Here is a 25405-nt window from a genome sequence, read left to right as displayed (position 1 = left end):
TCCGCCGTCCCAGCCGCAAAAGGCTCGTCCAAGCCCGGCGCCGCGAGCGAAGCGCCGCCAGCGGATCATGGGTTCCTCGGTCCGGCTACGTGCCAGGATGGTCGTCCTTGGGCTCGACCGGGCGGTGGCCCTCGGCCGAGGTTTGGCGACGTGCTGGAGTTCGCTGATTCGGCTGCGGTCCGGGCGGCTGTCGTTTCACGATCACGGTCTGGACGCGGCGACAGGGCTGCCACCCGCAACTGCTCCGAGGCTGGCCACGCCGGGACCGGCGCCAACGGGCGCGGGCAGGACGGCAGGGGTCAAGCACGATGGTTCTCCAGAGAGTCTGACATGCATCAGGTAAACCTCGGCCTCCCACGTATCTGGTTTAGATCGGGATGACATAAGGCGATTGGCATGTTCATCGGTCGCTGCGAAGACCCTGGTATACCTCGCCTTCGCGGGAGTTGAGACAGGTCCGGGCGGTGAAGCTCAAGGGCTGACCGTGCCGGTCAGCCCTTGAGGCGATACAACCTTTCAGCTCGTACGGGCGGCGAACTGTGCTTCGGCCTCGTCGATGGTGGCGATTTGCGCGATGATCTCGTCGGGTGAGGACTCGCCGACCACTTTCTGCAGCAGTGGGGTGTGGTCCAGGATCGCGTCGCGTACTGGCCGCAGCAGTGCTGGCGCGTGGTGGAAGAGCTTGCCCAGCATCCAGGCTTGCTGGACTTGCCGGGTGGTGTGCGGCTTGCGCGGAGTCTCGTAGGCCTGCAGCGCGGCCTGCACCGCGTGATGGTCGGACAGGTTCACGCCAGCGAGCCGGCGGCCGAGGAAGTAGCCGTCCTCCGTGGCCATGCCCGCACCGTATGCGGCGTACGGGCTGGTGGGATGCGCCGCGTCACCGACCAGGGTGGCCCGCCCTTTCGACCACTGCGGTAGCGGCTTGCGGTCGCGCAGCGCCCAGCGCTGCACGTGCGCCGGATCGGTCGCGGCGATGAGATCCGGCAGCGGCGCCGGGAACCCGTCGGCCAGTGCGGTGGCGGCCGGGTGCAGGTCGCCGGGGGCGGGTTCTCCGGGGTCATGGGCGCAGAGCATCCACCACTGGTAGCCGTCGCGGCCCTTGCTGCGGATCGAGGTCCAGCTGCCCTGCACGGTCCGGCTGTGGGTGAGTACCGCCAGCGCGCGGTCGGCGCCGGGGACGTCGGCGAAGGTGTAGCCGCCGAAGATGTGCAGCCGGTGCTCCCGCTTCGGTGAGTCGCCCCACAGCGTGCGGCGCACCAGGGAGTCGATGCCGTCCGCGCCGACCAGGACGTCGACATGCTCGACGTGACCGTCGGCCATGTGCAGGCGTACCCCGGTCTCGTCCTGGTCGAAGCTTTGCACCGTGCGGTTGACCTGGAGCACGCCGGGCGGCAGCGCGGCGAGCAGCCGCTCGTACAGGTCCGGGCGTAGCAGTCCGATGAAGCCGCCGCCGTAGTCGCGCACCACGTCGTCGGGCAGGTTGACCCGGACCCGGACCTTGCCGGCCGGGGACCGGAATTCGGTAAGGCAGGGCGCGCCGAGGTCGGCGGTGTCGACGCCCATCAGGCCGAGCGCCTTGATGGGCGGCGGCCACAGGTTGAGGATGTTGCCGGCCGGCCGGGCCTGCGGGTAGCGCTCGAGCAGCATCACTTCATGTCCGGCCTGGTGGATGGAGAGGGCGGCGGCCATGCCGGCGGGGCCGGCTCCGATGACGGCGACACGTCCACGGCGGGTGGGGGTCATAGGGGCTCCTGACAACCGACTTAAACCGTAGTGGTTGATACGGTTTGGCCTGAAGGATGTGCCCCAGGTCACCGGCATGTCAAGACTTGAATACGAGGCCCGCAGCGACATCGGGCAGGATGGGCCGGTGGCACCGATGACGTTCGACGCTGACGCGTTGGAGATCCGCCCGCCGCTGCAACAACGCAGCCGCGAGGCGTGGGAACGCATCCTGGACGCGGGCGTCGCCCTTCTCGAAGAGGGCGGTTACGAGGCCTTCACCATCGCCGCGGTCTGCGAACGCGCGCAGGTCGTTCCCCGCGCTGTCTACGCCCGGGTCAACACCAAGGAGGGATTGTTCCTGGCCGTGTACGAACACGGCATCGCCCGATTCCTCGCCGAACAGGAGGTCTTCACCGACCCGCACCGGTGGGCCGGCCTCGACCCGGAACAACTCATCCGCGCGGCGGTGCAGGCCCTGGTGAACATCAACACGCGCTACGGCGCGTTTCTGCGAGCGATCGTGCTGATCTCCGGCGTCCACCCGGAGGTCTACCGCCGCGGCGCTGGATACAGTCGCCGACTCGGCGAAGCGTTCACCGGGTTGCTGCTAACCGTACGCAGCCACATCAACCACCTCGACCCAGAAGCGGCAGCATGGGCGGCCTTCAACATGGCCTTTTCCACCCTCATCCTGCGCATCACCTACGGCCCCGCCTTCGCCACACCGTCCACCGATGACGACGCTTTCGCCGAGATGCTCGCCGAGATGCTCGGCCGGTCCCTGCTGCGCTGACAAGCGCATGCGGATCCAAATACGTGCTCACCGGCGAGATCAATTGAGCCGAGGTCCGGGTCTGCGGGTTGCCGTCGTAAGCATGCCGCCGGCACCAAACATGGTTGCCTTCAACACACCTGAAGCGTGGCCAAACGGTAGGCAAGCTCCACGCTCGCCGCCCGTGTGTCTACCGCTCTACGCGGCGAGGCGGAGCACGACAGCAGCGAGCCGATCGTTGCGCCGTGGCCTGCCCCTGCGCCGCGGTCGGTCTCCGACTGGCCGGGGCCGGGCCCCTGGCCGACTCCCGTCCGGGCCACCGGCTACGGGGCGGTGGCCCGGGCGAGATCCTGACAGCCCGGCGTCAGCGGCGGGCGCTCACGTCGATGGCGCTGATGACCGGGACGTTGCGCACGGCGGCGAAGCCGATCTCGATCCCGCGGCCGCCGGTGGCCCGTACGTCCGTCGTGACGTCGAAGGGCCGGTGCTGGCCCACCCGGGCGACCAGGTCGAGGCGGGACAGCAGCGGACGGCCGTTGACGGCGACGTCGAAGATCCGCCAGCCCACCGGCACCTGAACCGTGCCGCCGGGTGCGGGCACCGCGGTGCCGTCGCCACCCGTGTCGCCGGCGGAGGTGATCTCGGCGAAGCGCAGGGTCACCCGGTACCGGCCGTCGGGGACGTCGAAGCGGTAGGCGGTCATGCCCTTGCGGTAGGTCTGGTAGAGCGGGTCCTCGTTGGTGCCGTTGACCCAGTTGTTCTTCATCCAGCCGTACCCACCGGTGAAGTCGGTGGTCACCGCGCCGAAGCCGCCGGGGGTGTACTCGCGGTCCTCGAGCCATACGGTGCCGTCCGGGTCGACGTACTGCACGATGGCGCCGGCCGAGACACTGATCCGCTTGAACGGTACGGCCGGGTCGGCCAGCACCGGGGCGTGGTAGGTGAAGTGCACGGTGGCCTCGTCGGTCAGCCGGCCGCCCCGCGCGCGCAGCCGGTTCTTGCCGTCGACGAACGGCACCATCCACGACACGTACCCGATGGAGTCCGTGGGCTTCTCGCCCAAAGAAGCTCCATTGTGGAAAAGCTCGACCGTCGTCGCGTTGGAGTACACCGTCACGGTCTGCTCGCGGCTACCGACACCGGCCCGCCGGCTCCACAGGTCGGCGGCGATGTGCAGCACGTCGACCCCGCGCCAGGCTTGCATCAGGTGGTAGACGGGTTTCGGCCGGCGGTTCGACAGCATCAGGCCCTTGGTGTTCACGTGCGGCACCGATCCGGTACGCGACTCGGAGCCGAAGTCGAACTGCGACCAGTAGGTCGTACCGGCGAGCCAGGGCCGCTGGTCGATCTGGCGCAGATACGACTCCAGGTAGTACTGCTGGTATTCGAGACTCTGGTCCTGGTAGGGGTTTTGGCCGGCCAGGACGGGAAGGTCCCCGGGCACCACCCGATGCAGCCGCGCGTCGGAGTCGGCCCCGAACTCCGACACCCACAGCACGCGGCCGGGATGGGCGGCGCGCTCGGTGTCCAGGTAGGGGCCGAACTGGTCGACCCGGCCGCCGTACCAGCCCTGATAGAGGTTCCAGCCCCAGATCATCGGAAGGTCGGCGATTCCCGAGGTGTTGTAGGCGGCCGCCTGGTGGCCGACCATCGCGGTCAGGCGGGTGGGGTCCTCGGCGCGCAGGAGAGCCTCGCCCTCCGCGAGCATGTCGCGGATCCAGGCCTCGTAGCCGGCCGGCTGCGGATCCGGGCGGCGCAGCAGGATCTCGTTCATGGTGCCGAACACGAGAATCGACGGGTGGTTGTAGTGCTGGCGGGCCATGTCGCGGATGTTGTTGAGGTGGTTGTCGGTGAAGGCGCGCGTCATGGTCGCCCGGTTCACCATCGGCACCTCCTCCCACAGTGCCAGGCCGAGCTCGTCGGCCGCCTCGAGCACGGCGGGCGCCTGGGGATAGTGGGCCAGGCGGACCACGTTCGCGCCCATCGCTTTGATGAGCTTCAGGTCGCGGATGTGGTCGGCGTCGGAGAGGGCGTTGCCCCGCCCCACGATGTCCTGGTGCCGGTTGGTGCCGCGCAACTGGTAGGGCCGGCCGTTGAGCGAGAAGCCGTTCGGGTCGGCCGAGAACCAGCGGACTCCCAGCGGCGCGTCCACCCGGTCCACCGGCTTGTGGCCCGACTCGACGACCGTGCGGACCTGATAGAGGTACGGCGACTCCGGTGACCACAGTTGCGGGCGCGCGATGGCGGGCAGGGACAGCTCGAAGTCGGCCGCGGCGCCCGGGCCGATCCGCAGCTCGGCCGCCCGTGTCGCCAGCTCGCGTCCGCGACGGTCGACGACCGTGCTGCGGACCACCGCTGTCGCCGGCCGGGCCGAGTCGTTGACCACGCGGCCCCGCACGCGCACGACGGCCCGCTCGGCACTGGCCTGGGGCGTGTCGACGCGGACGCCGGGTGACGCGTGGTCCAGGACGTCGAAGTGCAGGTCGTCCGTGGTGACCAGCCAGACGTTGCGGTACAGACCCCCGTATAAGGTCCAATCGCCGGAGTACGGCGGGATGTCGTCGTCGTGACTATTGTCCACCCGCACCGCGAGGACCATGCTGTGGCCGGCGCGCGTCCGGCGTACCTGGTCGGTGATCTCCACGCTGAAAGCGGTGTATCCGCCGACGTGCCCGCCGACCCGGTCGCCGTCGGCGTAGACGTCGGCGACCTGGAACGCTCCCTCGAAATACAGGAAGACCCGTTTCCGCTGAAGCGCCCCGGTCACCTCGAACCGGCGCCGGTACCAGCCCGGTCCCCGGTAAAAGCCCGGCTCGTCGTCGAGCGAGTCGGCGGCGTTCCAGGTGTGCGGAACCGAGACCCGGCGCCAGTCCCGCGTGTCCAGGGACGGCTGCTGGGCCTGGGCCGGGTCGCCCAGCCGGTGCACCCATCCCTGATCGAGCAGCGACCGCTCGCGCTGCCGTACGGCCTGCGGAGGGCGACGGTTCTGGGCCTCGGCCGGCAGCGGCAGCAGCGACACCGCGGCGCCGGCGCCGATGCCGATGCCGATGCCGTGCAGAATCGTACGGCGGGTGACCGCGCTCCTGATATCCATGTCAGTCAGTATCTGGATTGACCGGCGACGGACCAAGAGGTTGCCGTTTGTTGCCCAGCGGGTCCGGGTCTGACGCCGGCCACTTCGTCGTAGCGGCGGCGTAGCTCGGTCATCTCAGCGGAGATCAGTGCCTCATTGGAAGCCAGTTCCGCGTAGGGGGCGGGGAACATCTCGCGCAGCCGGTCGACGAAGCGGACGTCAGCGGTCGCCTCGACCGGCTGGATTCCGGGCGGGTCGGCCGACATGTCGACGATCACCGGGCCGGCCAGCTTGACCGCCACGTCCCACGGGTTTTTCGGCTCGGCGACGCCGCAGAGGTGGAAGCCGGAGACCATGCGGACCTCGGCGAGCTCGGTGGCCCCGGACGGCTCGAAGCCGTACAGGTGGACCCCGCAGATCACCGGAGGCCGGACGCCCTCGGTGGTCGCCTGTGCGACGTCGTGGCCGCGTGGTTGTGCGTGCCCGGATCGGACTACTCGAGCGTGCTGCGCATCCGGTCGGTGATCTGCGTGCGCAGATTGGGCGGCCTGGCCCCCGGTCCGGGCGACTGGGCCTCCGAGCCGGGTGACTGGGCCAGGACGGCCGCGCCGGCCGAGGCGGCGAGCAGGATCGCCGCCGCCCCGGTGTAGCGGTTGCGGTACCAACGAGAAGACATGGTGGCCCCTTCGCCTAGTCGCCGGGGCTGCCCGGCCCGGGGTGCCGGCCGGCGTCCCGGGCCGCAGCGATGGTGCGATCAGGTGAAGTTCACGTCGCTGCACCACATGTACGCCTGGTCGAGGGGCGAGGCCTGCCAGATGAAGAACACGATGTGATGCCCGGTGTAGCCGGACGTGGAGACGGTGAACGAGATGTTCTGCGCCGGCGCGTACCGGCCGGTCTGCGTGATGAAGTCCAGGTTGCCCCAGCCGAGGCTTTGGGTGGCCGGGTTGAACCCCTGCTTGCTGACGTACACGCGGAAGTAGTCGGCGCCGTGGCTCGCGTGGTCGTACAGCTTGACGCTGAGGTTGGCGCCGAGACTGGTCTGCCGCCAGGCGCCGGGCTTGTTCAGGCTGTCGTTGCGGGCCAGGCCGTTGCTGCAGAGCTGACCATCGGGCGTACGGGCCTGGAACTGCCCGCCCAGGCCGTCCCGCAGCGCGCTCATCCAGTTCCACATGGTGTCCGAGTTGGACTGGAAGGCCTGGTAACACATGGGGTCCTGCTGCTGCATGAGCGGGCTCATGTGGTTGCTGCCCCAGGACTGCCAGCACTGGTACGCGCGGGTGGCCGGGCTGACGATCGTGCCGTGCGCCTCGGCCGGGCCGGCCCACGACAGCGTGCTGATCATCGTGGCGAGTACCACGGCGAGCACCAGCTCGCCGACGACGGCCGCGTGGATGTGCCGGGCGGCGGCGTCATCCGAGCGATCGGCGCCGATCTCCGTGACTGGTCGATCAGCCGGAGCGCCTGGGCGGTCGACTGGGTCTGGCGAACGAGCTTTGTGGACTCGCCGGGATGTCTGATCAGCGCGGTGCCCAGGTGCACCGTGATCGCCTTGGTCGAGCCCTCGAACATCTGGAACAAGCGGTGATCGCGGGAATGCTGACCGACGGTGTTGGTGTCGAGAAAGCCTCGGGCGCCCAATACCTGCGGAGCCGTGTCAATCACGTCCAGCCCAGCTCGCACCCGAGTATCGTCGCGCCGGCTGCTGGGGTCAGCCGATCCGCCCGGACAACCTTACCGACCGGTTCAACCAGTTGGCCGCAGCCGCGAAGGTCCGGACGATCGGCCCGCGCTGGATTCGGCACCTGCGCCGCCCGGAGTCGATCAACCACCCGGGTGATCGTGGGAGCCCGCGCCGGTCAATTCTGTGCGCCGGCCAGCCAGCCGTTGGGGTCGCGCCGTACCAGGTCGACCGTGCTGAGCGCGGCGCCGATGACGGCGGCGTCCGGACCCAGGGTGGCGGGGCGGACCTCGACCGGGGACCAGGCCGTGGTGAGCACGCGACGGTGCAATTCGCGGTTGATGCCGTCGATGAGCCAGGACGCTAGCAGCGAGTAGCTGCCGCCGAGCAGGACGGTGTCGACTCGCACCAGGTTGATCAGGCCGGCGATGGCCACGCCGAGTGCGGTGCCGGCCTCGTCGAGGGCGGTGGCGATCCGTGGATTGCCGGCGGATGTCAAGGCGTCGATGGTGACGGCGGGTGCGATTCCCGGCTCGGCGGCGGTGCCGAGGATCGCCTGCAATCCGGCGTAGCGTTGCAGGCATCCGGTGGCTCCGCAGGCGCACGGCGCGCCGTCGTTGTCGACCATCACGTGGCCGACCTCGCCGGCCCATCCGCGCAGTTGCACGCCGTCGAGGACCAGGCCGGCGCCGATGTCGAACTCGCCGCTGACGCAGACGAAGTTGTTCAGCTCCTGGCCGGCCGCGTACCACTCGGCGAGCGCGGCCAGGCGGGCGTCGTTGTCGACCCGGACCGGCAGTCCGGCGGGTTGGAGCCCGCCGGACAGGGCGGCGCCGGCGTCGACGTCGCGCCAGCCGAGGGTGGGTGCGAAGCGCACCACGGAGTTGTTCTGCACGGGTCCGGGCGCGGCGAGCGTCGCACCGACCACGGTGAGGCGTTCGGCGGCGGCGGCCTGGACGGCTCGGTTGGCCATCGTGGTCAGTCCGTGCAGGACCTCGTCGGGGTCGAGCCCGTCATGAGGCAGGAAGTCGAGGTGCCGGACCGTGCCGGTGAGGTCGACGACGCAGGCCGAGAGCACGTCGGCTCGGATGTCCAGGCCGAGGCCGGCGGGGCCGGTGCGGGCCAGGGTCAGGCCGACGCGAGGGCGGCCGCTGTTGCCGGAGCGGGTGGGTTCGGCCTCGACGATCAGTTCGGCGGCGAGGAGTTCGTCGATGATCCGGGAGATGGTCGGGCGGGTCAGGCCGGTGGTGGTGGCGAGCTCGCTGCGGGAGACGGGCGTGCCGCGGGCACCGGCGATCTGCCGGAACGTCAGGTCGAGGTTGTGGGCCCGGAGACTGTCCTGCCGGATCGGGGTGTCGGTGTTGGGCGCCACCCGGTGCACCGGTCGGCTCATGAGGCGAGATCGTCGGCGTAGGTGGCGGCCTGTCCTGGTGGTAGGCCGCCGTCGGCGATCACGGTGACGATGCGCCGGTTCAGGGATGCGTGCGGCGCCAGCACGAGCGGCCGGTCCCACGCCAGTGACGAGCCGATGCCCAGGTAGTCGCGGGTGCGGACGAACCACGGGTCGGCGCGGGTGGCCTCGTCGCCGCCGAGGAAGACCAATGTCCAGCCCGGCCCGGCGACCGACAGCCAGCGGGCGGGCCGGCCGTGGGCGTCGCCGTCGCCGGACGCGGTGACCCGGCAGTCACCCGATGGGGCGCGCCAGAAGAATCCGCCGTAGCCGGCCCCGGCCCTACCGTGTGCGGCGGGGCTGCGGATCGGTAGCTCCTGGTCGGCGATGTTGGTGAGCCGGAAGCCGAATTCGAGGGCCCACGCATCCGGCCCGGCCAGCTGCCAGGACAGGGTGCGGCGTTCGTACAGCAGGGGGGCGCCGTCGATGGTCTTCCAGCGCAGTGTGTGCATGAGCTGGTTCGGCTTGCGCCGGAGCCACCGCAGATGTTCCTGGCTGCCCTGGTTGTCGAGCCAGGTCGGCCCGTGGCCGGGGATGAATGTGCGCCCGCCCCAGAAGTTGGCGCTGTCCACCTCGGCGACGGCGACGCTGACGCCGAGGTGGTGGCGGTGGGAGGCGGGCATCAACTCGGTCACCACGGTGCCGGCGAGGGTGCGGACCGGATGCAGGTACGGCCGTGGCGACAGCGATGCCGGGAGATGCGGGCGCCATGCGTACTCGGCGACGGGCCGGTCGCCGAGACGTAGGGTCGCTGGGGCGTCACCGGTCACGGAAGCAGGATAATGTCACGACGCTGCCGGGGTGACCGCGGTTGCTTCGACGACGGTGATTCCGGGCCCGTCGACACTGCCTCGGACAGTGCTGTTGCGCAGATGTCCGCGCCCGGTGGCCGCGTCGTAGCCGCCGACCAGCGTCACACCCACCAGCAGGACACGGTCACCGGCCGCCCGCACCGCGGGCGCGCCGGTGGCTTGCACGGTCAGGTCCTGCAGCACGGTCCCGCTGCCGAGCAGGGCGAGGGTGGCCGCTCCGGCGTTGCCCTGGGTGCCGCCGTAGAACTTGGTGGCGGTCGCTGCGATGTCGTAGGAGATCACCACGTCGCCGTCGCCGCGGATGGTGACGTCGGACTGGTTCGGCCAGATGCGTACCTGCTCGCGGTAGTGGCCGGCCTTGATGACGATCTCGACGCGGCCGCGGGCGTCGCGGGTGGCGCCGAGGGCGGCCAGCAGGCTGGCGTAGTCGCCGGTGCCGTCGAGGGCCACGGTGACCGTCCGCGGGGTCCGTTCCGACTGTTGACGTGGTCCCGCGTACTTCCGGACCAGGTCTTTGACGCGGGATGCCGGATCGGGGGAGTAGGCGTAGAACGCCGACGGGTCGAATGCGGTACCGCTGGTGTCGGTGCGCCCTGCGGTGCCGGTGAAGAGGTTGCGCCGCTGGACGAGTTGCGCGGTGGCGCCGTGTACGACGAGTGGGTCGTTGACCTGGTCGAACACGCTGTCCTCGACGACCACGCGGGCGTTGTTGCGGCTCATCGTGCCGTACTGGGTGATATCGGTCAGGTAGTTGTTGTAGAGGTGCGCGGCAGCCGCGTTGTCGATGCTCCAGTTGCGCTGGACGGTGTTGCGGATCCAGTTGTGGTGCGCGGTGAGGTGGGTGACCACGTTGGAGGTCCAGCCGACGCCGAGCGCCTTGTTGATGTCGCTGATCACGTTCCACGAGAGGGTGACGTGGTCGGTGTCCTTGCGGATGTCGATGCCGCCGTCGCCGACGCGTTCGATCTTGACGTGGTCGATCCACACGTGGTCGGCGGTGTCGAGGCGGATGCCGTCGTTGTCGTTGTCGGCGCTCTTGCCGTCGAAGTCGCCGGGAACGTAGGAGTCTCGGATGGTCAGGTTCCGGATGATCACATTGTGCGCCGCGTTGAGGAACAGGCCGCCGCCGACGATCTCCGCGCCCGGGCCGGCGCCGATGATCGTCTTGTCGGAGCCGACGGTGATCATGTCGCCGAACGGGTTGACGCGGATGCTGCCGACGAGTTGCACGGTCAGCGGTTCCGCCGCGGTGGCGTAGGCGCGCAGGTCGGCAAGGGTGGCGGCCCGCACGGTCCGGCCGGCGGCGCCCCCGGTGGTGCCGGCGGCGAAACCGGTCGGCCGGTCGGTCCACGAGGGGTCGGCGGTGGCGGCGGCGGGTGCGGAGGGCGCGGTGAGCAGGGCTGCTCCCAGGACGAGAGCGGCGATCGGGCGTTTCACGATTCCTCCAGGGCCGTGATGAGGAGTGGTTCGAAGTCGGCGTGACCGTCGGGGCCGGTGGCGAACAGGCCGAGGGTGGCGCCGATCCAGAGGCCGGGCGTGGCGGTGAACGGCGGCCCGTGTTCTTTCCAGCCGGTTCCGGTGTCGGCGGCGAAGCGGGCGACCGCCCCGTCGGTGACCGTGACGGCCAGCCGCACCGGGCCGTCGACCGGCACCGGCTCGCTGACGTCTCGTTCCGCCTCGCCTCCGGCTTCGGCGTTCCGGTGGGTGAGTCGCGGTCCGTCGGGGTGCTGTTCGAGACCGATCCAGGCGTACGCGTGACCGAGCACCGTCACCCCGGCGCGTGCCCCGGCAGGCGCGTCGAGGTCGACCGTGGTCTCGGCGCGGAACCGTGGCCCGGGCAGCCGCCGGCCCAGCACGGCAGGGAAGGCTCGCAGGTCATCGCCGGGTTCACAGGGCAGTCGGCGCGTACCGGCACCGGACCGGGCGGGTGCCGGGTTGGCGGGCCGGGTCCATTCCGGTACCTGGTCGTGAACACGGGCCGTGGCCGAGGTCAGAGCTGGTTTGCGGTGCCGTGTCACCGGGGTGCCGTGGTCGCCGATCACCGGCCAGCCGTCGGCGTCCCACGTCATCGGCTGCAGGTGCGCGACTCTGCCGTACGCCCCGAGGTCCTGGAAGTGCAGGAACCAGGACTCGCCGGCGGGCGTCTGCACCCAGGCGCCCTGATGCGGGCCGTTGACGGTGGTGTCGCCCTGGGCAAGCACGACGCGGGGCTCGTAGGGTCCGAGGACGTGCCGGGACCGCATCGCGTACTGCCAGCCGTTCGTGACGCCGCCGGCCGGCGCGAAGATCCAGTACCAGCCGTCGCGCTGATACCACTTGGGGCCCTCGAGGGTGCGGCAACCAGGGATGGCGTCACCGTCGACGATCACGGTGCCGTCATCGAGCGGCCGGGTCAGGTCGGCGGTCATCCGGTGGGCGGTGAGCCGGTTGTTGAAGCCGCAGCGGCTCTTGGCCCACCCGTGCACGAGGTAGGCGTTGCCGTCGTCGTCCCAGAGCGGGCACGGGTCGATCAACCCCTTGCCCGGTAGGATCAGGCGCGGCTCGGTCCACTTGCCGGTCGGATCGTCGCTGGTGGTGACGTAGATGCCGTGGTCCGGGTCGGGGTAGACGATCCAGAACCGGCCGTCGTGGTGGCGCAGCGCGGGCGCCCAGACGCCGCAGCCGTGGCGGGGAGTGCGGTAGGCGTCCTCGGGGACGAGCCGGTCCAGCGCGTGTCCGATCAGCCGCCAGCTGACCAGGTCGTTGGAGTGCAGCAGGGGCAGGCCGGGGACCCGGTTGAAGCTGGATGCGGTGAGGTAGAAGTCGTCGCCGACGCGGACGGCGTCGGGGTCGGACCAGTCGGCGTACAGGATCGGGTTGCGGTAGTGGCCGTCGCCGGTGTCGGCGATCCACGGACCGGTCATCGGTGGGCCTCCTGGGCGGCGGCCAGCAACGCGCCGGTGGGGGAGCCGTCGGCGACCAGCACCGACAGGGTGCGGGTCAGCGTGCCGCCGGCCGGGACGATCAGCCGGTCCCAGGCGATGGCGGAGCAGACTCCGGCGTAGTCGTCGCACCGTACGAACCACGGGTCGGAGGAGACCGTGTCGGTGAGGAAGACCAGTGTCCAGTCCCGGCCTTCGAGGGAGAGCCAGCGGGCCGCGCGGCCGTGGACGGCTTCGGTGCCGTTGCCGGTCTCGGCGTTGATCCGGTAGTCGCCGGTGGGCGCGCGCCAGAAGAATCCGCCGTAGCCGGCTCCGGTCCGGCCGCGTGCCGCCGGGCTGTCGATGGTGAGAGTCTCGCCGTCGGCGCTGCTCAGGGTGAACGCGACGCGCAGCAGCCAGGCGGTGCTGTCGATGTGGTGCACGGACAGCTCGCGCCGTTCCCGGGCCAGTGCCCGGCCGTCGCGGTCCAGCCAATCGAGCTGCTGCACCACGCCGTCGCCGGAGCGGTGCAGCCAGCGGACGTGCCGCTGTTCGCCGTGATTGTCGAGATGGATCGAGCCACGGTCGGCCAGGTAGGTGCGGCCGCCCCAGAAGTTGGCGTCGTTGAGGACCGGGACGGCGATGCTCGCGCCGAGGTGGTGTGCGTGGTCGGGGGGCATGAATCCGGTGACGGTGGTGCCTCCCAGGGTGGTCACGGGGTGCAGGTAGGGCCGGGGCGAGACGGTGGCGGGCAGGTGTGGTTCCCACACGTACCGGGCCACCACCTTCCCGGAGCAGGACAGGTCATGCGCCTGGGCTGTCGGCATGGGCGGCAAGTTACCGCCCTTCGAACATTTAGGTCAACCTCTGTAACAAATTAGGACTCTTCTTGAATGTCGAGGTGGGAGCGCTGTTGACATGGACGCCTCTGGATAGATAAAACACTGAAACAAATCTTCGGGTGGAAGGAAGGCTCGTGAACGCACTTCATGACGGTCCCCGGCTCGACCGGCGCCGGCTGCTCGGGCTGGCCGGTCTGACCGGGCTCGCCGCGACGCTGCCCGCCTGCGGGCGCGGCTTCGGCGGCGGTGACGGGGAAGACGGCAAGATCGAGCTGAACATGGTCTGGTGGGGTGACGCCCAGCGCGCCGAGCTCACCGCCAAGGCCCTCGACCTGTTCCAGAAGGCCAACCCCGGCATCAAGGTCAGCACCGAATACCAGGACAGCAGCCCGTACAAGGACAAGCTTGCCGCCCGCTTCGCGGCCGGTAACCCGCCGGACCTGATGGCGATGCGCTTCGACAGCCTGCGCGAGTACGCCGACCGCGGCACCCTGCTCGACCTGGCCCAGCACGCCGGGCTCGACCAGTCCGCCCTGACCGACTCCGCCCGCGCCCTCGGCCAGGTCGGCGCCAAGAGCTTCGGCGTCCCATCCGGGCTCAATACCATCGGCTACATCGTCGACAAGACTTTGACCGACAAGTACGGCGTGAGCATCCCCGACGGCGACACCTGGGGCTGGGACGACCTCGGCGAGTTCGCGAAGCAGCTCACCAAGGCCAGCGGCGGCAAGGTGTACGGCACCAACTTCGAGCCGTGGACCGTCGCGAACCTGCTCGTCTTCGCCCGCCAGCGCGGCGAGGACTTCTTCACCCCCGACGGCAAACTCGGCGCCACCGAGGCGACCGTCACCGCCTGGTACCAACTCGTCGAGGACCTGCGCAAAGCCGGGGGCATCCCGCCGGCCGGATTCATCGACCAGAACAACGGTGCTTCACCCGCCCAGTCCTATCTGGCCAAGAAGGCGATCGCGTCGCAGATCATCCCCACCAACGGCCTGCTCGGCTTCAACCAGGCCTGCGGAGGCAACCTGCAACTACTGCGGATCCCGGGGGAGACCCGCGGCGCCCGGCGCGGCCAGTCCGTCGACACGCCCGCGCTGTGGTCGGTCGCAGCGGGCTCCAAGCACCCGGCTGAGGCTGTCAAGCTGCTCAACTTCCTGATCAACGACTCCGAGGCGGCCAAGGCGGCCGGAGTCACCCGTGGCGTCCCGGCCAACCGGACCATCGCCGAGGCGATCGCCCCCGGGCTCGAGCCCGACAACCAGCGCTCCACCGACTTCCTCACCAAGCTGCAGAACGAGAAGCTGCCGGCGTCGTACCCGTACCCCGTCGGCGCCAGCAAGCTCACCAACATCCTCAAGACGATCAGCACCGAGGCCGAGTTCGGCCGGATGAGCCCCGGCGAGGCCGGCAAGCAGTTCATCACCGAGGCCCGCAAGGCGATCGCGCCATGACCGAGGTTCTGCCGCGGGTGCGCCGGCGCAAGCGGCAGGACTGGGCCGGCTACGTCTTCCTGCTGCCCTGGTTCGGCGGGCTGATCTTCATGATCGTCCCGTTCTTCGCCTCGCTGTACCTGGCGTTCACCGACTACGACCTGCTCACCCCGCCACGCTGGGCCGGTCTGGCGAACTTCCGGGAGATGCTCGGCGACGCCACCTTGCACCAGTCGCTGAAGGTCACCTTCATCTACACGCTGGTGTCGGTCCCGCTGTCCCTCGTCGTCGCACTCGGCGTCGCCATGGTGCTGGACCGGGGCGTACGCGGACTCGCGATCTACCGCAGCGTCTACTACCTGCCGTCGCTGCTCGGCGGCAGCGTCGCGATCGTGATGCTCTGGCGGTACCTGTTCGGCTACGACGGGATCGTCAACGACCTGCTGGCGAAAGTCGGTATCACCGGCCCAGCCTGGACGACCGACCCGGACTACGCGCTGAGCACCCTGATCCTGTTGCACGTGTGGACGTTCGGCGCCCCGATGGTGATCTTCCTGGCCGGGCTGCGGCAGATCCCGGCCATGTACTACGAGGCCGCCCAGATGGACGGGGCGTCGAAGTGGCGGCAGTTCCGCTCGATCACCCTGCCGCTGCTGAGCCCGATCATCTTCTTCAACCTGGTGCAGGCGCTGATCGCGTCGTTCCAGACCTTCACCCAGGGATACGTGATCAGCAACGGCAGCGGCGGCCCGGCCGGCTCCACGCTCTTCTACAACCTGTACCTGTACCAGAAGGGCTTCGCCGAGTTCGACATGGGCTACGCCTCCTCGATGGCCTGGCTCCTGCTGATGATCATCGCGGGGTTCACCGCGATCAACTTCCTGGCGGCCCGCTTCTGGGTCTTCTACGACAACTGACGGGGCCCTCATGTCGCTCACCCTGACGCGCGTCTCCACGCCACCGGACGCTCCGGACCAGGCGCCCTCCGGCAGGAAGCGGCGCCCGCGCTACCTGCGGCACGTCCTGCTCACCGGGGTCGGCGTGATCATGATGTATCCGCTGCTGTGGATGGTCTCCGCCTCGGTCAAACCCAGCAACAGCGTCTTCACCGACGAGGGCCTGTGGCCCGCTGTATTCGACTTCGGCAACTACGCCCGTGGCTGGACCTCACTCGCTGAGCCGTTCGGGGTTTATCTGGTCAACTCGCTGATCATCGTCATGCTCAGCATCATCGGCAACCTGCTGTCCTGCTCGCTGGCCGCCTACGCCTTCGCTCGTCTGAAGTTCACCGGCCGCAAACTGTTCTTCGCCATGATGCTCGGCACCATGATGCTGCCCGGCCATGTGCTGGTCGTCCCGCAGTACGTCATGTTCGACAAGATCGGCTGGCTCAACACCTACTACCCGCTGCTGGTGCCGCACTTCCTGGCCACCAACGGCTTCTACATCTTCCTGATGGTCCAGTTCATGCGATCCCTGCCGCAGGAGCTCGACGACGCCGCCCGCATCGACGGCTGCGGACCGTTCCGGACCTTCTGGAAGGTCATCATGCCGCTGTGCGTGCCAGCCTTCGCCACCACCGCGATCTTCACCTTCATCTCGGTGTGGAACGAGTTCTTCAGCCCACTGCTCTACCTCACAGACCCGCAGCTCTACACCGTGCCGCTGGCCGTACGCCAGTTCATGGACTCCGAGGGCCAGAGCATGTGGGGCGAGATGTTCGCGATGTCGTTCGTCTCCCTCGCCCCGGTCATCGGCTTCTTCATCGCAGGCCAGAAATACTTGGTCAGAGGTATCGCCACCACCGGGTTGCGATGACCTCGGGAACGCCGCCCGGTTGCCGCGGGCGGCACCGTCACGTTGCCCGAGACGGTCCGCGGCCTCTCGACCGGACTCGCTCGATTCGCCGAGCAAGGAGGAGGCCGCACAGCGTCTAGAATGCCGCCATGCCGTCGACCAGCAAGAGCTCGGCCGCGGGCGCGCGGGCGCTGACCGCGACGGAGATCGCTGACCTGGTCGGCGTGTCGGTGGCGACCGTCTCCAAGGTGCTCAACGGCCGGTCAGACGTCGGTGCGGAGACGCGGCGGCTGGTCGAGGAGGTCATCAGCGCGCACGGGCACCGCCGCCGCCGTCGCCGGTCTGCGCCGGCGGCGCCCTTCGTCGAGCTGGTGCTCAACGTGCTGGGCGGCTCCTACGCGATGGAGATCATCGCGGGCGTGGAGCGGGCGTTGCGGCCGCACAACGTCGGCGTCATGGTGTCGAGCCTCGACCTTGCGGAGACCCCTGGCGACGACTGGGCCGACCGGATGCTGGCGCGCCGGCCGACGGGCATCATCACGGTGTTCTGCGGTCCGTCCGCCGAGCAGCGGGAGCGTCTGACGGCGGGGGAGATCCCGTATGTGGTCGTCGACCCGTTCGTGGAACTGGCGGGCGTGCCCTCGGTGGCCGCCACGAACTGGACCGGCGGCCTCGAAGCGGGACGTCATCTGCTGGGACTGGGGCACCGCCGGATCGGGGTGGTGACCGGCCCGACCAGCGCGCTGGCCAGCCGGGCGCGGCTGGACGGCTATCGAGCGGCGCACGACGAGGCCGGCATCCCGTTCGACCCGGCTCTGGTTCGCAGCGGCCCGTTCCGCAGCAACGCCGGCGCTGCCGCCACCCGGGATCTGCTGTCCGGTCCGGAGATCCCGACGGCGATCTTCGCGTTCAGTGATCCGATCGCCGTGGGTGTCTATCGGGTGGCGGCCGAGCTCGGGCTGCGGATTCCGGAAGATCTTAGTGTCGTCGGTTATGACGACACCGCGCCCGCGACATGGCTGTACCCAGCGCTGACCACGATCCGCCAGCCGTTGGCCGAGATGGCGGCCGAAGCGGCGGCGATGATCCTGGCGCTGTCACGTGGAGAGTCCCTGGCACGTATCCGGGTCGTGCTGGCGACGGAGCTGACGGTCCGGGCGAGCACGGCCGCGCCGCGTCGGCCGGTTGCGGACTGAACGTCCCGCTCGCACGACTTAAGTTTCGGAGTACGGCGGCTGGCGCGTCGTCCTTGTCGCCGAAATTCCCGTGCTCTTGCCGCTCGGGCCCTGGTAAAGGCCCACTTCGCCATCGCACGGATGCACGGCGCAGCTAGATATCACGAAAATTTCGTGCGTTGACTACTTACGTTAACGAGATTTATGGTCCCGGTGGCTGCATGACGGCGATCGATGTCTGGGATCGCCGGAGACGCGCGGACCGATGGTCGGCCCCTGCTCCACACCTCAAGGGATGGTTCGGATGAAGCTTGACCGTCTGGCGCGAGCGATGAGTGTCGGCGCTGCCACCGTAATCGGCGTCACGGGCGTCGCGGTGCCCGCCGCTATGCCCGTCTCCGCGGCGGCGGCCGCTGACCAGGCCGATCCGGTCGACGGCACGACCGGAGTCCCGCTGGGCGGGTTCGGGGCCGGCGCGGTGAAGTTCGACGCGAAGACCGGAACGTTCGCGGCGATCACCCGGCCACCGGCCGACCAGACCGACTACACCAGGCGGGGCACCTCACGGTTCCAGCTCTTCACCTCCGCCGATGGCAGGGTCGCGACGTCGGACCAGCTCACCGCGGTGCGCAAGGCCGACGGCCGCTACGACGACGACGCCATCTGGCCGCAACACCGGGTCAACTTCGGGACCATCAACGGCGTCTCGGTGACCATGACGGCATTCTCGCCGATCGACAGCACCGACACCGACGTCATGAGCATGCCGTACGCCTTCTACGACCTGCACGTCACCAACGAGAACACGACGAGTGCGACGGCCGCGCTGGGACTGCTGTGGGACGACGCCGCAGAGACGAACGTCAAGGCCGTCGACGGCTCGGGCTTCGGCTCCGACAGGTGGGCCGTCTACGGCGGCAGCGCCGACCCCGCAGCCGTGGTCAGCGCCGGCAACGACGCGGGATTCTTCACCGCAGGCACTTCGGACAATGCGCCCTCGGGGACGAAGAACCGCACCTCGGTGAAGGTCACCCTGCAACCCGGCGCGTCCACCGACCTTCGTTTCGTGCTGGCCTGGTACGACAAGACCGACCCGGACGGCGCCTACTACCTGGGTAAGCACGCCGGTGTCGCGCCGATCGCCGCGCTCGGGCTGAGCCGGTTCACTGCGCTCAAGGCCAACGCGGACACCTTCGTCTCCCGGATGCGCGCGTCGAACGTACCGTCCTGGTTCGTCAATCAAACGGTCAACTCGATGGCGAACATCAGCAACAACTCGATGTACAAGACCGACGGCCGGACCGCGTTCGCCGAGGGGGAGTGGACGACGTTCGGCACCAGCGACCAGATGTGGCACGCCCGCGAGAGCGTCGGCGCGCTGTTCCCGCGGTTCGCCTGGCAGGAGCTGGAGTACTGGGCCCGGACCCAGCGCAAGGACGGGCAGATCCACCACGACTTCAACTACATGGCCGACACGAGCCTGAAGTACAAGCTCGTCGGCTGGGACGACACCGAGCACGCCGACTACCGCAATATCGACAAGTGGGTCGACCTGAACGCCGGCTTCATCGTGTCGGTCTACGAGACCTACCAGCAGACCGGCGACGCCGCGAAGCTGGACTGGTTCTGGCCCTACCTCAAGGCCGCCGGGCAGCGCATCTTCGACCAGGTCGAGGCCTATGGCGACCCCACCTTCCCGGGCACCTTCGCGCACTCGGAGAATTCCTACGACGCCGGCGGTGAACCGAACCCGTTCAACGCGAGCGTGTCCGCCGTGGCGTACAAAATCATGGGTCTTCTCGCCGAAAATCAGGGCGACGGCGCACTGCGTAAGCGTTACCACGACGCCTATGACCAGGTCGTCACTTCCTACGCGGGCAAGTACCTGAACGGCAACTTCCCGGTCGGCCGGATCTCGGAGTCCTTCTTCACCGGCCAGTGGCTCGCCATGGACCTCAAGCTCGGTCAGATCTGGTCGGCGGAGCAGACCGACTACGTCCTCGGCCGGCTCGACAGCTACTACCATCCGCTCTACTGGGGCCTGGGCTACCCGGGCGGCACCTACGACGAGTGGACGCCCTACCTGCTGAGCCACTACGGCGGCCTGCTGCTCAACACCCGCCGCGCCGACCAGTACCAGGCGCTGCAGAAGGACGCCTACCGGCGGCAGTACGACGACCGCAACAACGTGTTCAACATGCCGCTCGACATCCTGCCGCAGGTGAAGACACCGAACTACGCCGCGACCGCGATCTCCGGTGACAAGCAGTACATCTCCACCCCGACCATCTGGCGTGCCTACAACGACGTCATCGGCCACCGGCGCGACCGCAGCACCGGCGAGCTGTGGGTGCAGCCCAAGCTGCTGCCGGAGATGAACCACGTGCTCACCGGCGGCACCTTCGTCTCTCCGGAGGGCTACGGCAGCATCGACTACACCGAGACCGGCGACACCTTCCAGAACCAGCAGATCACGGTACGCAGCGACAACCCGATTCCGGTGTCGACGCTGCATCTGCAGGACTACTTCGGCGACGACACCAGCAGCATCACGGTCACCGTCGACGGCGAGCCGGCCGCGTTCACCCGTAGCGGCGCCGGCTACACCAAGGAACTGCTGATCCGCTACGACGGCACGGTCGGCCCCGAGGGCGTCCGGATCACCGCCACCGGCGACCCGGGCGCGGCCCTGCCCGCGACGCCCGCCGAACCCGACGGCACCCAGGTGCCGCCCGGCCCCGCGCAGAAGAACGGCGTGGCCACCATCCAGGCCGAGGCGTTCGACGCGACCGGTGGCGTGACCACCGCGAGCGACGGCCCGGTCATCTGGGTCACCGGCACCGACGACCAGGACTACGTGCGCTACGACTCCGTCGGATTCGGTGGCGGCGTGGCAGCGATCCGCCTCGACGTGCGCAGCAGCAAGGCCTCCCACCTCGAGATGGCCCTCGGCAGCGTCTCCGCCCCCACTGTCGCGACCCTCGACATTCCGGACACCGGCGGCGCCTGGCAGGCGGTGACGATCTCCCTGCCGCAGGCCCTCGCCGACACCCAGAACGTCGTCTTCCGGTTCCGGGCCAACGGCAGCGACACCAGTGAGCTCGTCGATCTCGACAGCTTCCGGTTCCTGCCGGTCGGCTACAAGTACACCCTCGACCGGACGACGTGGACCGCCACCGCCTCGGCCAACAGCACGAGAACCACTGCGGCCTTCGACAACGACAAGAGCAGTCGCTGGAACTCCAGTTACCAGAACGGCACTGAGTGGTTCTTGCTCGACACCGGCACGGTTCAGCGGTTCAACCGGATCGTGCTCGACAACTCCGTCCGGAGCCCGAACGACTACCCGCGCGGGTACGAGGTCACCGTCTCCACCGACGGAACCACGTACACGGCGCCGATCGCGGCCGGCACCGGCGCGGCGAGCACCACCACGATCACCGTCCCGGCCCAGACCGCCCGATACATCAGGATCCGCCAGACCGGGACGGCGCCGGCCAACTACTGGAGCATCGACGAGCTGCACGTCTACAGCGACCCGGACCCGACCGCCCTGCAGGCCGCGGTGGACACTGCCTCGGCCCTGGTCGAGACCGACTACACGCCCGCCTCGTGGGCCCCGTTCGCCGCTGCCCTGACCGCTGCCCGGACGGCGCTCGCCGACCGAAACGCCGGTCAGGCTGACATCGACCAGGCGCTCGCGGTCCTCACCGCGGCCCGGGACGCACTCGCTGACCGGCAGCCCCCGCTGGTCAACAAGTCCAGGCCCTCCGTCTCCGGCCGGCCTGAGGCCGGCAGCACCCTGCGCGCGGAACTCGGCCGCTGGTCACCGCGGACCGGCGTCACCTTCACCTACCAGTGGACCGCCGACGGTAAGGCGATCCGCGGCGCGACCGGGCGCACCCTGCGCCTGGCCAAGGCGCTCACCGGCCGCAGGGTCGGCGTCACGGTCACCGCCACGCTCGGCGACCAGACGCTGAGCGTCGCCTCACGGACCACCAAGGTCCGTGCGCGGCGATGAACCACCCATCCCCTTCAGAGAGGTTCCGCATGTCCACCCCTGATCCCCATCCCCCGACACAGCGACGGCGCCGCATCGCCGCCGTGGTCCTCGTGACCGTGGTACCGACAGCCGCGATCCTTTTCACGGTGCTGCCGTCCGAGGCGGCCACCGCCCCGGTGTCCGGTGGCGTGTACACGCTGGCATCCGGCGCCAGCGGCAAGTGTGTCGACGTGAGCGGCGCCTCGACCGCGAACAGCGCGTTGCTGGTGCAGACCGCCTGCAACGCCGCCGCTCAGCATCAGTGGAAGGTGCAGGGCGCCGGGCCGTTCAACCTGGTCAACGGCAACAGCTCCCGGTGCGTCGACGTGCCCAGCTCGTCGACGACCTCGGGCACCCAGTTGCAGCAGTACGGCTGTGGTGACGGCACCAAGCCGCAGCAGCTGTGGACCTTCACCGCCTCCAGCGCGGCCGGCAAATACCTGGTGAAGAGCGTCGCGAGCGGGCTGTGCATCAGCACCAAGGACGGCTCGACCGCCGGCAACAACCCGATCGTGCAGGAGACCTGCTCCGACGTACCCCGCCTGCAGTGGTCCTTCAACTACGTCACCGGACCCACCGGCGCACCCACCACCACCCCGACCGGCAGCCGCTGGCCGGCCACCGCGGACGGGTTCGCCGCCACCGGCGGCGGCACCACCGGCGGCGCGGGCGGGACCACCGTCACCGTCACCACCTACGCCGACCTGCTCAGGTACGCCACCGCCGGCACAGCGCACATCATCCGGGTCAACGGCACCATCACCGTGCCGACCATGGGTTACGAAATCCCGGTCAAATCCAACAAGACCATCGTCGGAGTGGGAAAGAACGGCCGGATCAAGAACGGCGGCTTCTTCCTCGGCGCGGGCGTGCGCAACATCATCATCCGCAACCTGACCATCGGCGACACCGCGATGGCCTCCGACGACCCGGACGACAAGGACTTCGACTACGACGGCATCCAGATGGACACCGCTGACCACGTCTGGATCGACCACAACACGTTCACCAACATCAACGACGGCTACATCGACAGCCGCAAGGACACCAATTACGTCACGGTGTCCTGGAACAAGATGGGCGACCACAACAAGAACTTCGGCATCGGCTGGACCGAGAACACCACCGCCCGGATGACGATCCACCACAACTGGATCTTCAACACCAACCAGCGCAACCCCAGCGCCGACAATCTCTTGTACGCGCACCTCTACAACAACTACCTGCAGAATGTCACCAGCTACGGCAACTACGCCCGGGGCGCCACCAAGATGGTGATCGAGAACAGCTACTTCGAGAAGGTCAAGGACCCGTACTACGCCGACGCCACCGCTCAGCTGAAACAGAGCGGCAGCATTCTCGTCAGCTGCACCGGCAAGGCCGCCGCGTCGGGCTCGGCGTTCACACCGAGCAGCTTCTACCCGTACGCCCTCGACCCGGCGGCGAACGTGCCCGCCCTGGTCAAGGCCGGCACGGGACCGCAGGTCGACATCGGTGTCTGACGAGTCCCACGATCGGTGGCGAAGGGCTCCACGGCCCAGGCCGCGTCCATCGGCCCTTGAATGAGGGTGAGACGACGGCCTGGGCCCGCTCGCGTCACGGCTTATGGACGCTGTCCACGACCGTCATGTACCTGATGTACCACTCGGCCTCGACGTTCGGATCGAGCAAGTCGGCTGGCCGGCACGCTGATGACCGCGGGCGGCGGCACCGGAATTCTGGCCCCGCACGATGCCGTCCACGGCCCCGGGCACCCGGCGGTCTTCCAGGACGGGACGCAGGACGCGCGAGAACCGGCCGAATACCTCTGGCGAATTTGTTGTCACTCCGCCAACACAGCATCTACCTACACAGCGACACCGGCCGACATCCCCCTCGGCCGCCATCCCCGCACGTGAGGAAGGACCGCAATGGCAGAGAGAAAGTCCTGGAAACGGGCACTGATCGCAGGTGCGGCCGCGGTGGTTGTCCCGGCTGGGCTCGTCATCTGGTCGATGTTGCCGTCGAACGCGGCGACCGCCCCCGTGGCCGGCACCACCTATCAGCTGATCGTGAAGAAGAGCGGCAAGTGCATCGACGTGCCGTCGGCGTCGACGGCGAACAGCACGCTGCTTCAGCAGTGGGGCTGCACGGCCGGTGCGAACTGGCAGCAGTTCAAGCTGGTCACTTCGGGCAGCAACTTCCTGATCCAGAACGTCAACAGCGCCAAGTGCGTCGACGTGCCGAGCGCGTCGACCACCTCCGGCATCCAGTTGCAGCAGTACACCTGTGTCGGTTCGCAGACCAACCAGCAGTGGAAGGTCGCGGCGTCGGGCACCGACACGTTCCAGATCATCAACGTGGGCAACGGCCTGTGCATCTCGGACAAGGACGCGTCCACCGCGTCGGGCGCGGCGATCATCCAGGAGACCTGCACCGCCAACAGCAACAAGCAGTGGTCGTTCACACCGGTCACCGGTGCGTTCACGGTCGCTTCGGACGGGACCGGCACGTACAAGACGGTGCAGGCGGCGATCGACGCGGTCGGGACCGGCAACGCCAGTCGCAAGACGATCACCATCAAGCCCGGCACCTACCGTGAGATCCTCTCCGTGCCGTCGACGAAGCCGTACATCACGCTGCAGGGCGGCGGTGACTCCTCCGACGACGTGGTCATCGTCAACAATCGCCCGGCCAGCACGTACGGCACCAACGGATCGGCGACCGCACACATCATCGGCCACGACTTCGCAGCCACGAACCTGACCATCTCCAACGATTACGACGAGACCAAGGGCAGCTCACAGGCACTGGCAGTGGCCCTCGAATCGGACCGGGCCGTCTTCAGCAACGTGCGCCTTCTCGGCGACCAGGACACGCTCCTCGTCAACGAGAGCGCCCGCGCCTACTTCGCCGGCTCGTACATCGAAGGCACCGTCGACTTCATCTACGGCGGCGGCATCGCGGTCTTCAACGCCTCCCGCATCCACGAGAAGCGGAGCACCGGCGGCCCGATCACCGCAGCTTCCACCCCGGCGACCCGGGCCTACGGCTTCCTGATCTACAAGTCCACGATCACCGGCGCGACGAACAACACGACCCAGCTCGGCCGTCCGTGGCGGCAGAACGCCCAGGTCCTGGTCCGGGAGTCCAGCCTGAGCGCCACCATCGCCACGGCTCAGCCCTGGATCAATATGTCCACGAGCACGTGGCAGAACGCCCGCTTCCTGGAATACAAGAACACCGGCTCGGGCGCCACCAAGAACAGCAACCGGCCGCAGCTCGCGGATTCACAGGCGGCGAACTACACCCCCCAGAAGTACCTCGCGGGCTCCGACAACTGGAACCCGGTGGGTTGATCACGACTATCTCCTCGAAGAAGAAGCGCGCGGCCCCTGGTCGCCACGGTCCTGGCCATATCGGCCGCGGTGGTCGGCCGGGGCGGTGCCCCGTCGAGCGCGGCCGCCGCCCCGGCCGCCGGCAGCATCTACCAGCTGGCCGTGAAGAAGAGCGGTAAGCGCATCGACGTGCCGTCCGGCGCGCCACCTGGTCATGGAGATCCTGGCGCTCGACGAACGCGGCGACCACCGTGATGCCGGTGGCGAAGCCCGCGAACGCGTGGCGCAATTCCCTCGCCGCCGGGGGCGCGCTGTCGGCTGCCGGAGCCGATGCGCTCAGGTCTGTGCTGCCAGTCATGTCGATAGCCTCAAAATCCGTCACGCCA

19 protein-coding genes are annotated in these 25405 nt (G+C 68.8%); 8 read left to right on the top strand and 11 right to left on the bottom strand.

Annotated features, from left to right (window positions below; all coding sequences use genetic code 11):
* Window positions 1-516: 516 nt before the first annotated feature.
* Window positions 517-1743 (bottom strand): FAD-dependent oxidoreductase, encoded by a 1227-nt coding sequence (locus ACFQV6_RS42400; protein ID WP_378033397.1) that lies wholly within the window; start codon window positions 1741-1743, stop codon window positions 517-519.
* A gap of 76 nt (window positions 1744-1819) precedes the next feature.
* Between ACFQV6_RS42400 and ACFQV6_RS42395 the strand changes: the two genes are divergently transcribed.
* Window positions 1820-2518: a TetR/AcrR family transcriptional regulator gene (locus ACFQV6_RS42395; protein WP_378033396.1), complete on the top strand. Its 699-nt coding sequence runs from the start codon at window positions 1820-1822 to the stop codon at window positions 2516-2518.
* A 343-nt stretch (window positions 2519-2861) separates the two neighbouring features.
* Here the strand turns inward: ACFQV6_RS42395 and ACFQV6_RS42390 are convergent, their stop codons facing one another.
* The 10 genes from ACFQV6_RS42390 to ACFQV6_RS42345 all read right to left on the bottom strand — a co-directional run bounded on the left by ACFQV6_RS42390 (window position 2862) and on the right by ACFQV6_RS42345 (window position 13240).
* Window positions 2862-5591: a glycoside hydrolase family 2 TIM barrel-domain containing protein gene (locus ACFQV6_RS42390; RefSeq protein ID WP_378033395.1), complete on the bottom strand. Its 2730-nt coding sequence runs from the start codon at window positions 5589-5591 to the stop codon at window positions 2862-2864.
* 5 nt (window positions 5592-5596) lie between these two features.
* Window positions 5597-5992: a hypothetical protein gene (locus ACFQV6_RS42385; protein ID WP_378033394.1), complete on the bottom strand. Its 396-nt coding sequence runs from the start codon at window positions 5990-5992 to the stop codon at window positions 5597-5599.
* A gap of 71 nt (window positions 5993-6063) precedes the next feature.
* A complete protein-coding gene (locus ACFQV6_RS42380; RefSeq protein WP_378033393.1) occupies window positions 6064-6246 on the bottom strand; it encodes a hypothetical protein in 183 nt (60 codons plus the stop codon).
* A gap of 78 nt (window positions 6247-6324) precedes the next feature.
* A complete protein-coding gene (locus ACFQV6_RS42375; protein ID WP_378033392.1) occupies window positions 6325-6939 on the bottom strand; it encodes a lytic polysaccharide monooxygenase in 615 nt (204 codons plus the stop codon).
* Window positions 6912-7253 carry an acyl-CoA dehydrogenase family protein gene (locus tag ACFQV6_RS42370; protein ID WP_378033391.1) on the bottom strand — a complete coding sequence of 114 codons (342 nt, stop codon included), beginning with the start codon at window positions 7251-7253 and terminating at the stop codon, window positions 6912-6914. The genes ACFQV6_RS42375 and ACFQV6_RS42370 overlap by 28 nt, the downstream gene beginning before the upstream one ends.
* Window positions 7254-7429: 176 nt before the next feature.
* Window positions 7430-8644 (bottom strand): ROK family protein, encoded by a 1215-nt coding sequence (locus ACFQV6_RS42365; RefSeq protein WP_378033390.1) that lies wholly within the window; start codon window positions 8642-8644, stop codon window positions 7430-7432.
* Window positions 8641-9471 carry a PmoA family protein gene (locus ACFQV6_RS42360; protein WP_378033389.1) on the bottom strand — a complete coding sequence of 277 codons (831 nt, stop codon included), beginning with the start codon at window positions 9469-9471 and terminating at the stop codon, window positions 8641-8643. The genes ACFQV6_RS42365 and ACFQV6_RS42360 overlap by 4 nt, the downstream gene beginning before the upstream one ends.
* A gap of 15 nt (window positions 9472-9486) precedes the next feature.
* Window positions 9487-10950: a pectinesterase family protein gene (locus ACFQV6_RS42355; protein WP_378033388.1), complete on the bottom strand. Its 1464-nt coding sequence runs from the start codon at window positions 10948-10950 to the stop codon at window positions 9487-9489.
* A complete protein-coding gene (locus ACFQV6_RS42350) occupies window positions 10947-12416 on the bottom strand; it encodes a family 43 glycosylhydrolase (protein WP_378033387.1) in 1470 nt (489 codons plus the stop codon). The genes ACFQV6_RS42355 and ACFQV6_RS42350 overlap by 4 nt, the downstream gene beginning before the upstream one ends.
* Window positions 12413-13240, bottom strand: coding sequence for a PmoA family protein (locus ACFQV6_RS42345; RefSeq protein ID WP_378033386.1), 828 nt, complete (start codon window positions 13238-13240; stop codon window positions 12413-12415). Before ACFQV6_RS42345 ends, ACFQV6_RS42350 begins: the two co-directional genes overlap by 4 nt.
* A 149-nt stretch (window positions 13241-13389) precedes the next feature.
* Between ACFQV6_RS42345 and ACFQV6_RS42340 the strand changes: the two genes are divergently transcribed.
* From ACFQV6_RS42340 to ACFQV6_RS42310, 7 genes are all read left to right on the top strand, one after another.
* Window positions 13390-14709, top strand: a complete 1320-nt coding sequence (locus ACFQV6_RS42340) for an ABC transporter substrate-binding protein (RefSeq protein ID WP_378033385.1) — start codon at window positions 13390-13392, stop codon at window positions 14707-14709.
* Window positions 14706-15605 (top strand): carbohydrate ABC transporter permease, encoded by a 900-nt coding sequence (locus tag ACFQV6_RS42335; protein ID WP_378033384.1) that lies wholly within the window; start codon window positions 14706-14708, stop codon window positions 15603-15605. Before ACFQV6_RS42340 ends, ACFQV6_RS42335 begins: the two co-directional genes overlap by 4 nt.
* A gap of 10 nt (window positions 15606-15615) precedes the next feature.
* Entirely contained in the window at window positions 15616-16506 is an 891-nt protein-coding gene (locus ACFQV6_RS42330) for a carbohydrate ABC transporter permease (RefSeq protein ID WP_378033383.1), read from the top strand.
* A 128-nt stretch (window positions 16507-16634) separates the two neighbouring features.
* A complete protein-coding gene (locus ACFQV6_RS42325; RefSeq protein ID WP_378033382.1) occupies window positions 16635-17681 on the top strand; it encodes a LacI family DNA-binding transcriptional regulator in 1047 nt (348 codons plus the stop codon).
* Between the two features lie 283 nt (window positions 17682-17964).
* On the top strand, window positions 17965-21681 hold the full coding sequence (locus ACFQV6_RS42320) for a discoidin domain-containing protein (protein WP_378033381.1): 3717 nt from the start codon (window positions 17965-17967) through the stop codon (window positions 21679-21681).
* Between the two features lie 29 nt (window positions 21682-21710).
* Window positions 21711-23204: an RICIN domain-containing protein gene (locus ACFQV6_RS42315; protein ID WP_378033380.1), complete on the top strand. Its 1494-nt coding sequence runs from the start codon at window positions 21711-21713 to the stop codon at window positions 23202-23204.
* Window positions 23205-23612: 408 nt separating this feature from the next.
* Window positions 23613-25040: a pectinesterase family protein gene (locus ACFQV6_RS42310; RefSeq protein WP_378033379.1), complete on the top strand. Its 1428-nt coding sequence runs from the start codon at window positions 23613-23615 to the stop codon at window positions 25038-25040.
* Window positions 25041-25405 lie beyond the last annotated feature (365 nt).

Origin of the sequence: Actinoplanes sp. GCM10030250 (genome assembly GCF_042666575.1) — a bacterium.
In the GTDB taxonomy this organism is placed as follows: domain Bacteria; phylum Actinomycetota; class Actinomycetes; order Mycobacteriales; family Micromonosporaceae; genus Actinoplanes.
Note: the sequence above shows the minus strand (reverse complement) of the source record. Positions and strands in the feature narration are given on the sequence as shown.

Excerpts from the sequence above, each read along its gene's own strand:
- ACFQV6_RS42400 (WP_378033397.1), bottom strand. The coding sequence starts at position 1,743 with ATGACCCCCACCCGCCGTGGACGTGTCGCCGTCATCGGAGCCGGCCCC.
- ACFQV6_RS42395 (WP_378033396.1), top strand. The coding sequence starts at position 1,820 with ATGTCAAGACTTGAATACGAGGCCCGCAGCGACATCGGGCAGGATGGG.
- ACFQV6_RS42390 (WP_378033395.1), bottom strand. The coding sequence starts at position 5,591 with ATGGATATCAGGAGCGCGGTCACCCGCCGTACGATTCTGCACGGCATC.
- ACFQV6_RS42380 (WP_378033393.1), bottom strand. The coding sequence starts at position 6,246 with ATGTCTTCTCGTTGGTACCGCAACCGCTACACCGGGGCGGCGGCGATC.
- ACFQV6_RS42365 (WP_378033390.1), bottom strand. The coding sequence starts at position 8,644 with ATGAGCCGACCGGTGCACCGGGTGGCGCCCAACACCGACACCCCGATC.
- ACFQV6_RS42350 (WP_378033387.1), bottom strand. The coding sequence starts at position 12,416 with ATGACCGGTCCGTGGATCGCCGACACCGGCGACGGCCACTACCGCAAC.
- ACFQV6_RS42345 (WP_378033386.1), bottom strand. The coding sequence starts at position 13,240 with ATGCCGACAGCCCAGGCGCATGACCTGTCCTGCTCCGGGAAGGTGGTG.
- ACFQV6_RS42335 (WP_378033384.1), top strand. The coding sequence starts at position 14,706 with ATGACCGAGGTTCTGCCGCGGGTGCGCCGGCGCAAGCGGCAGGACTGG.
- ACFQV6_RS42330 (WP_378033383.1), top strand. The coding sequence starts at position 15,616 with ATGTCGCTCACCCTGACGCGCGTCTCCACGCCACCGGACGCTCCGGAC.
- ACFQV6_RS42325 (WP_378033382.1), top strand. The coding sequence starts at position 16,635 with ATGCCGTCGACCAGCAAGAGCTCGGCCGCGGGCGCGCGGGCGCTGACC.
- ACFQV6_RS42320 (WP_378033381.1), top strand. The coding sequence starts at position 17,965 with ATGAAGCTTGACCGTCTGGCGCGAGCGATGAGTGTCGGCGCTGCCACC.
- ACFQV6_RS42315 (WP_378033380.1), top strand. The coding sequence starts at position 21,711 with ATGTCCACCCCTGATCCCCATCCCCCGACACAGCGACGGCGCCGCATC.
- ACFQV6_RS42310 (WP_378033379.1), top strand. The coding sequence starts at position 23,613 with ATGGCAGAGAGAAAGTCCTGGAAACGGGCACTGATCGCAGGTGCGGCC.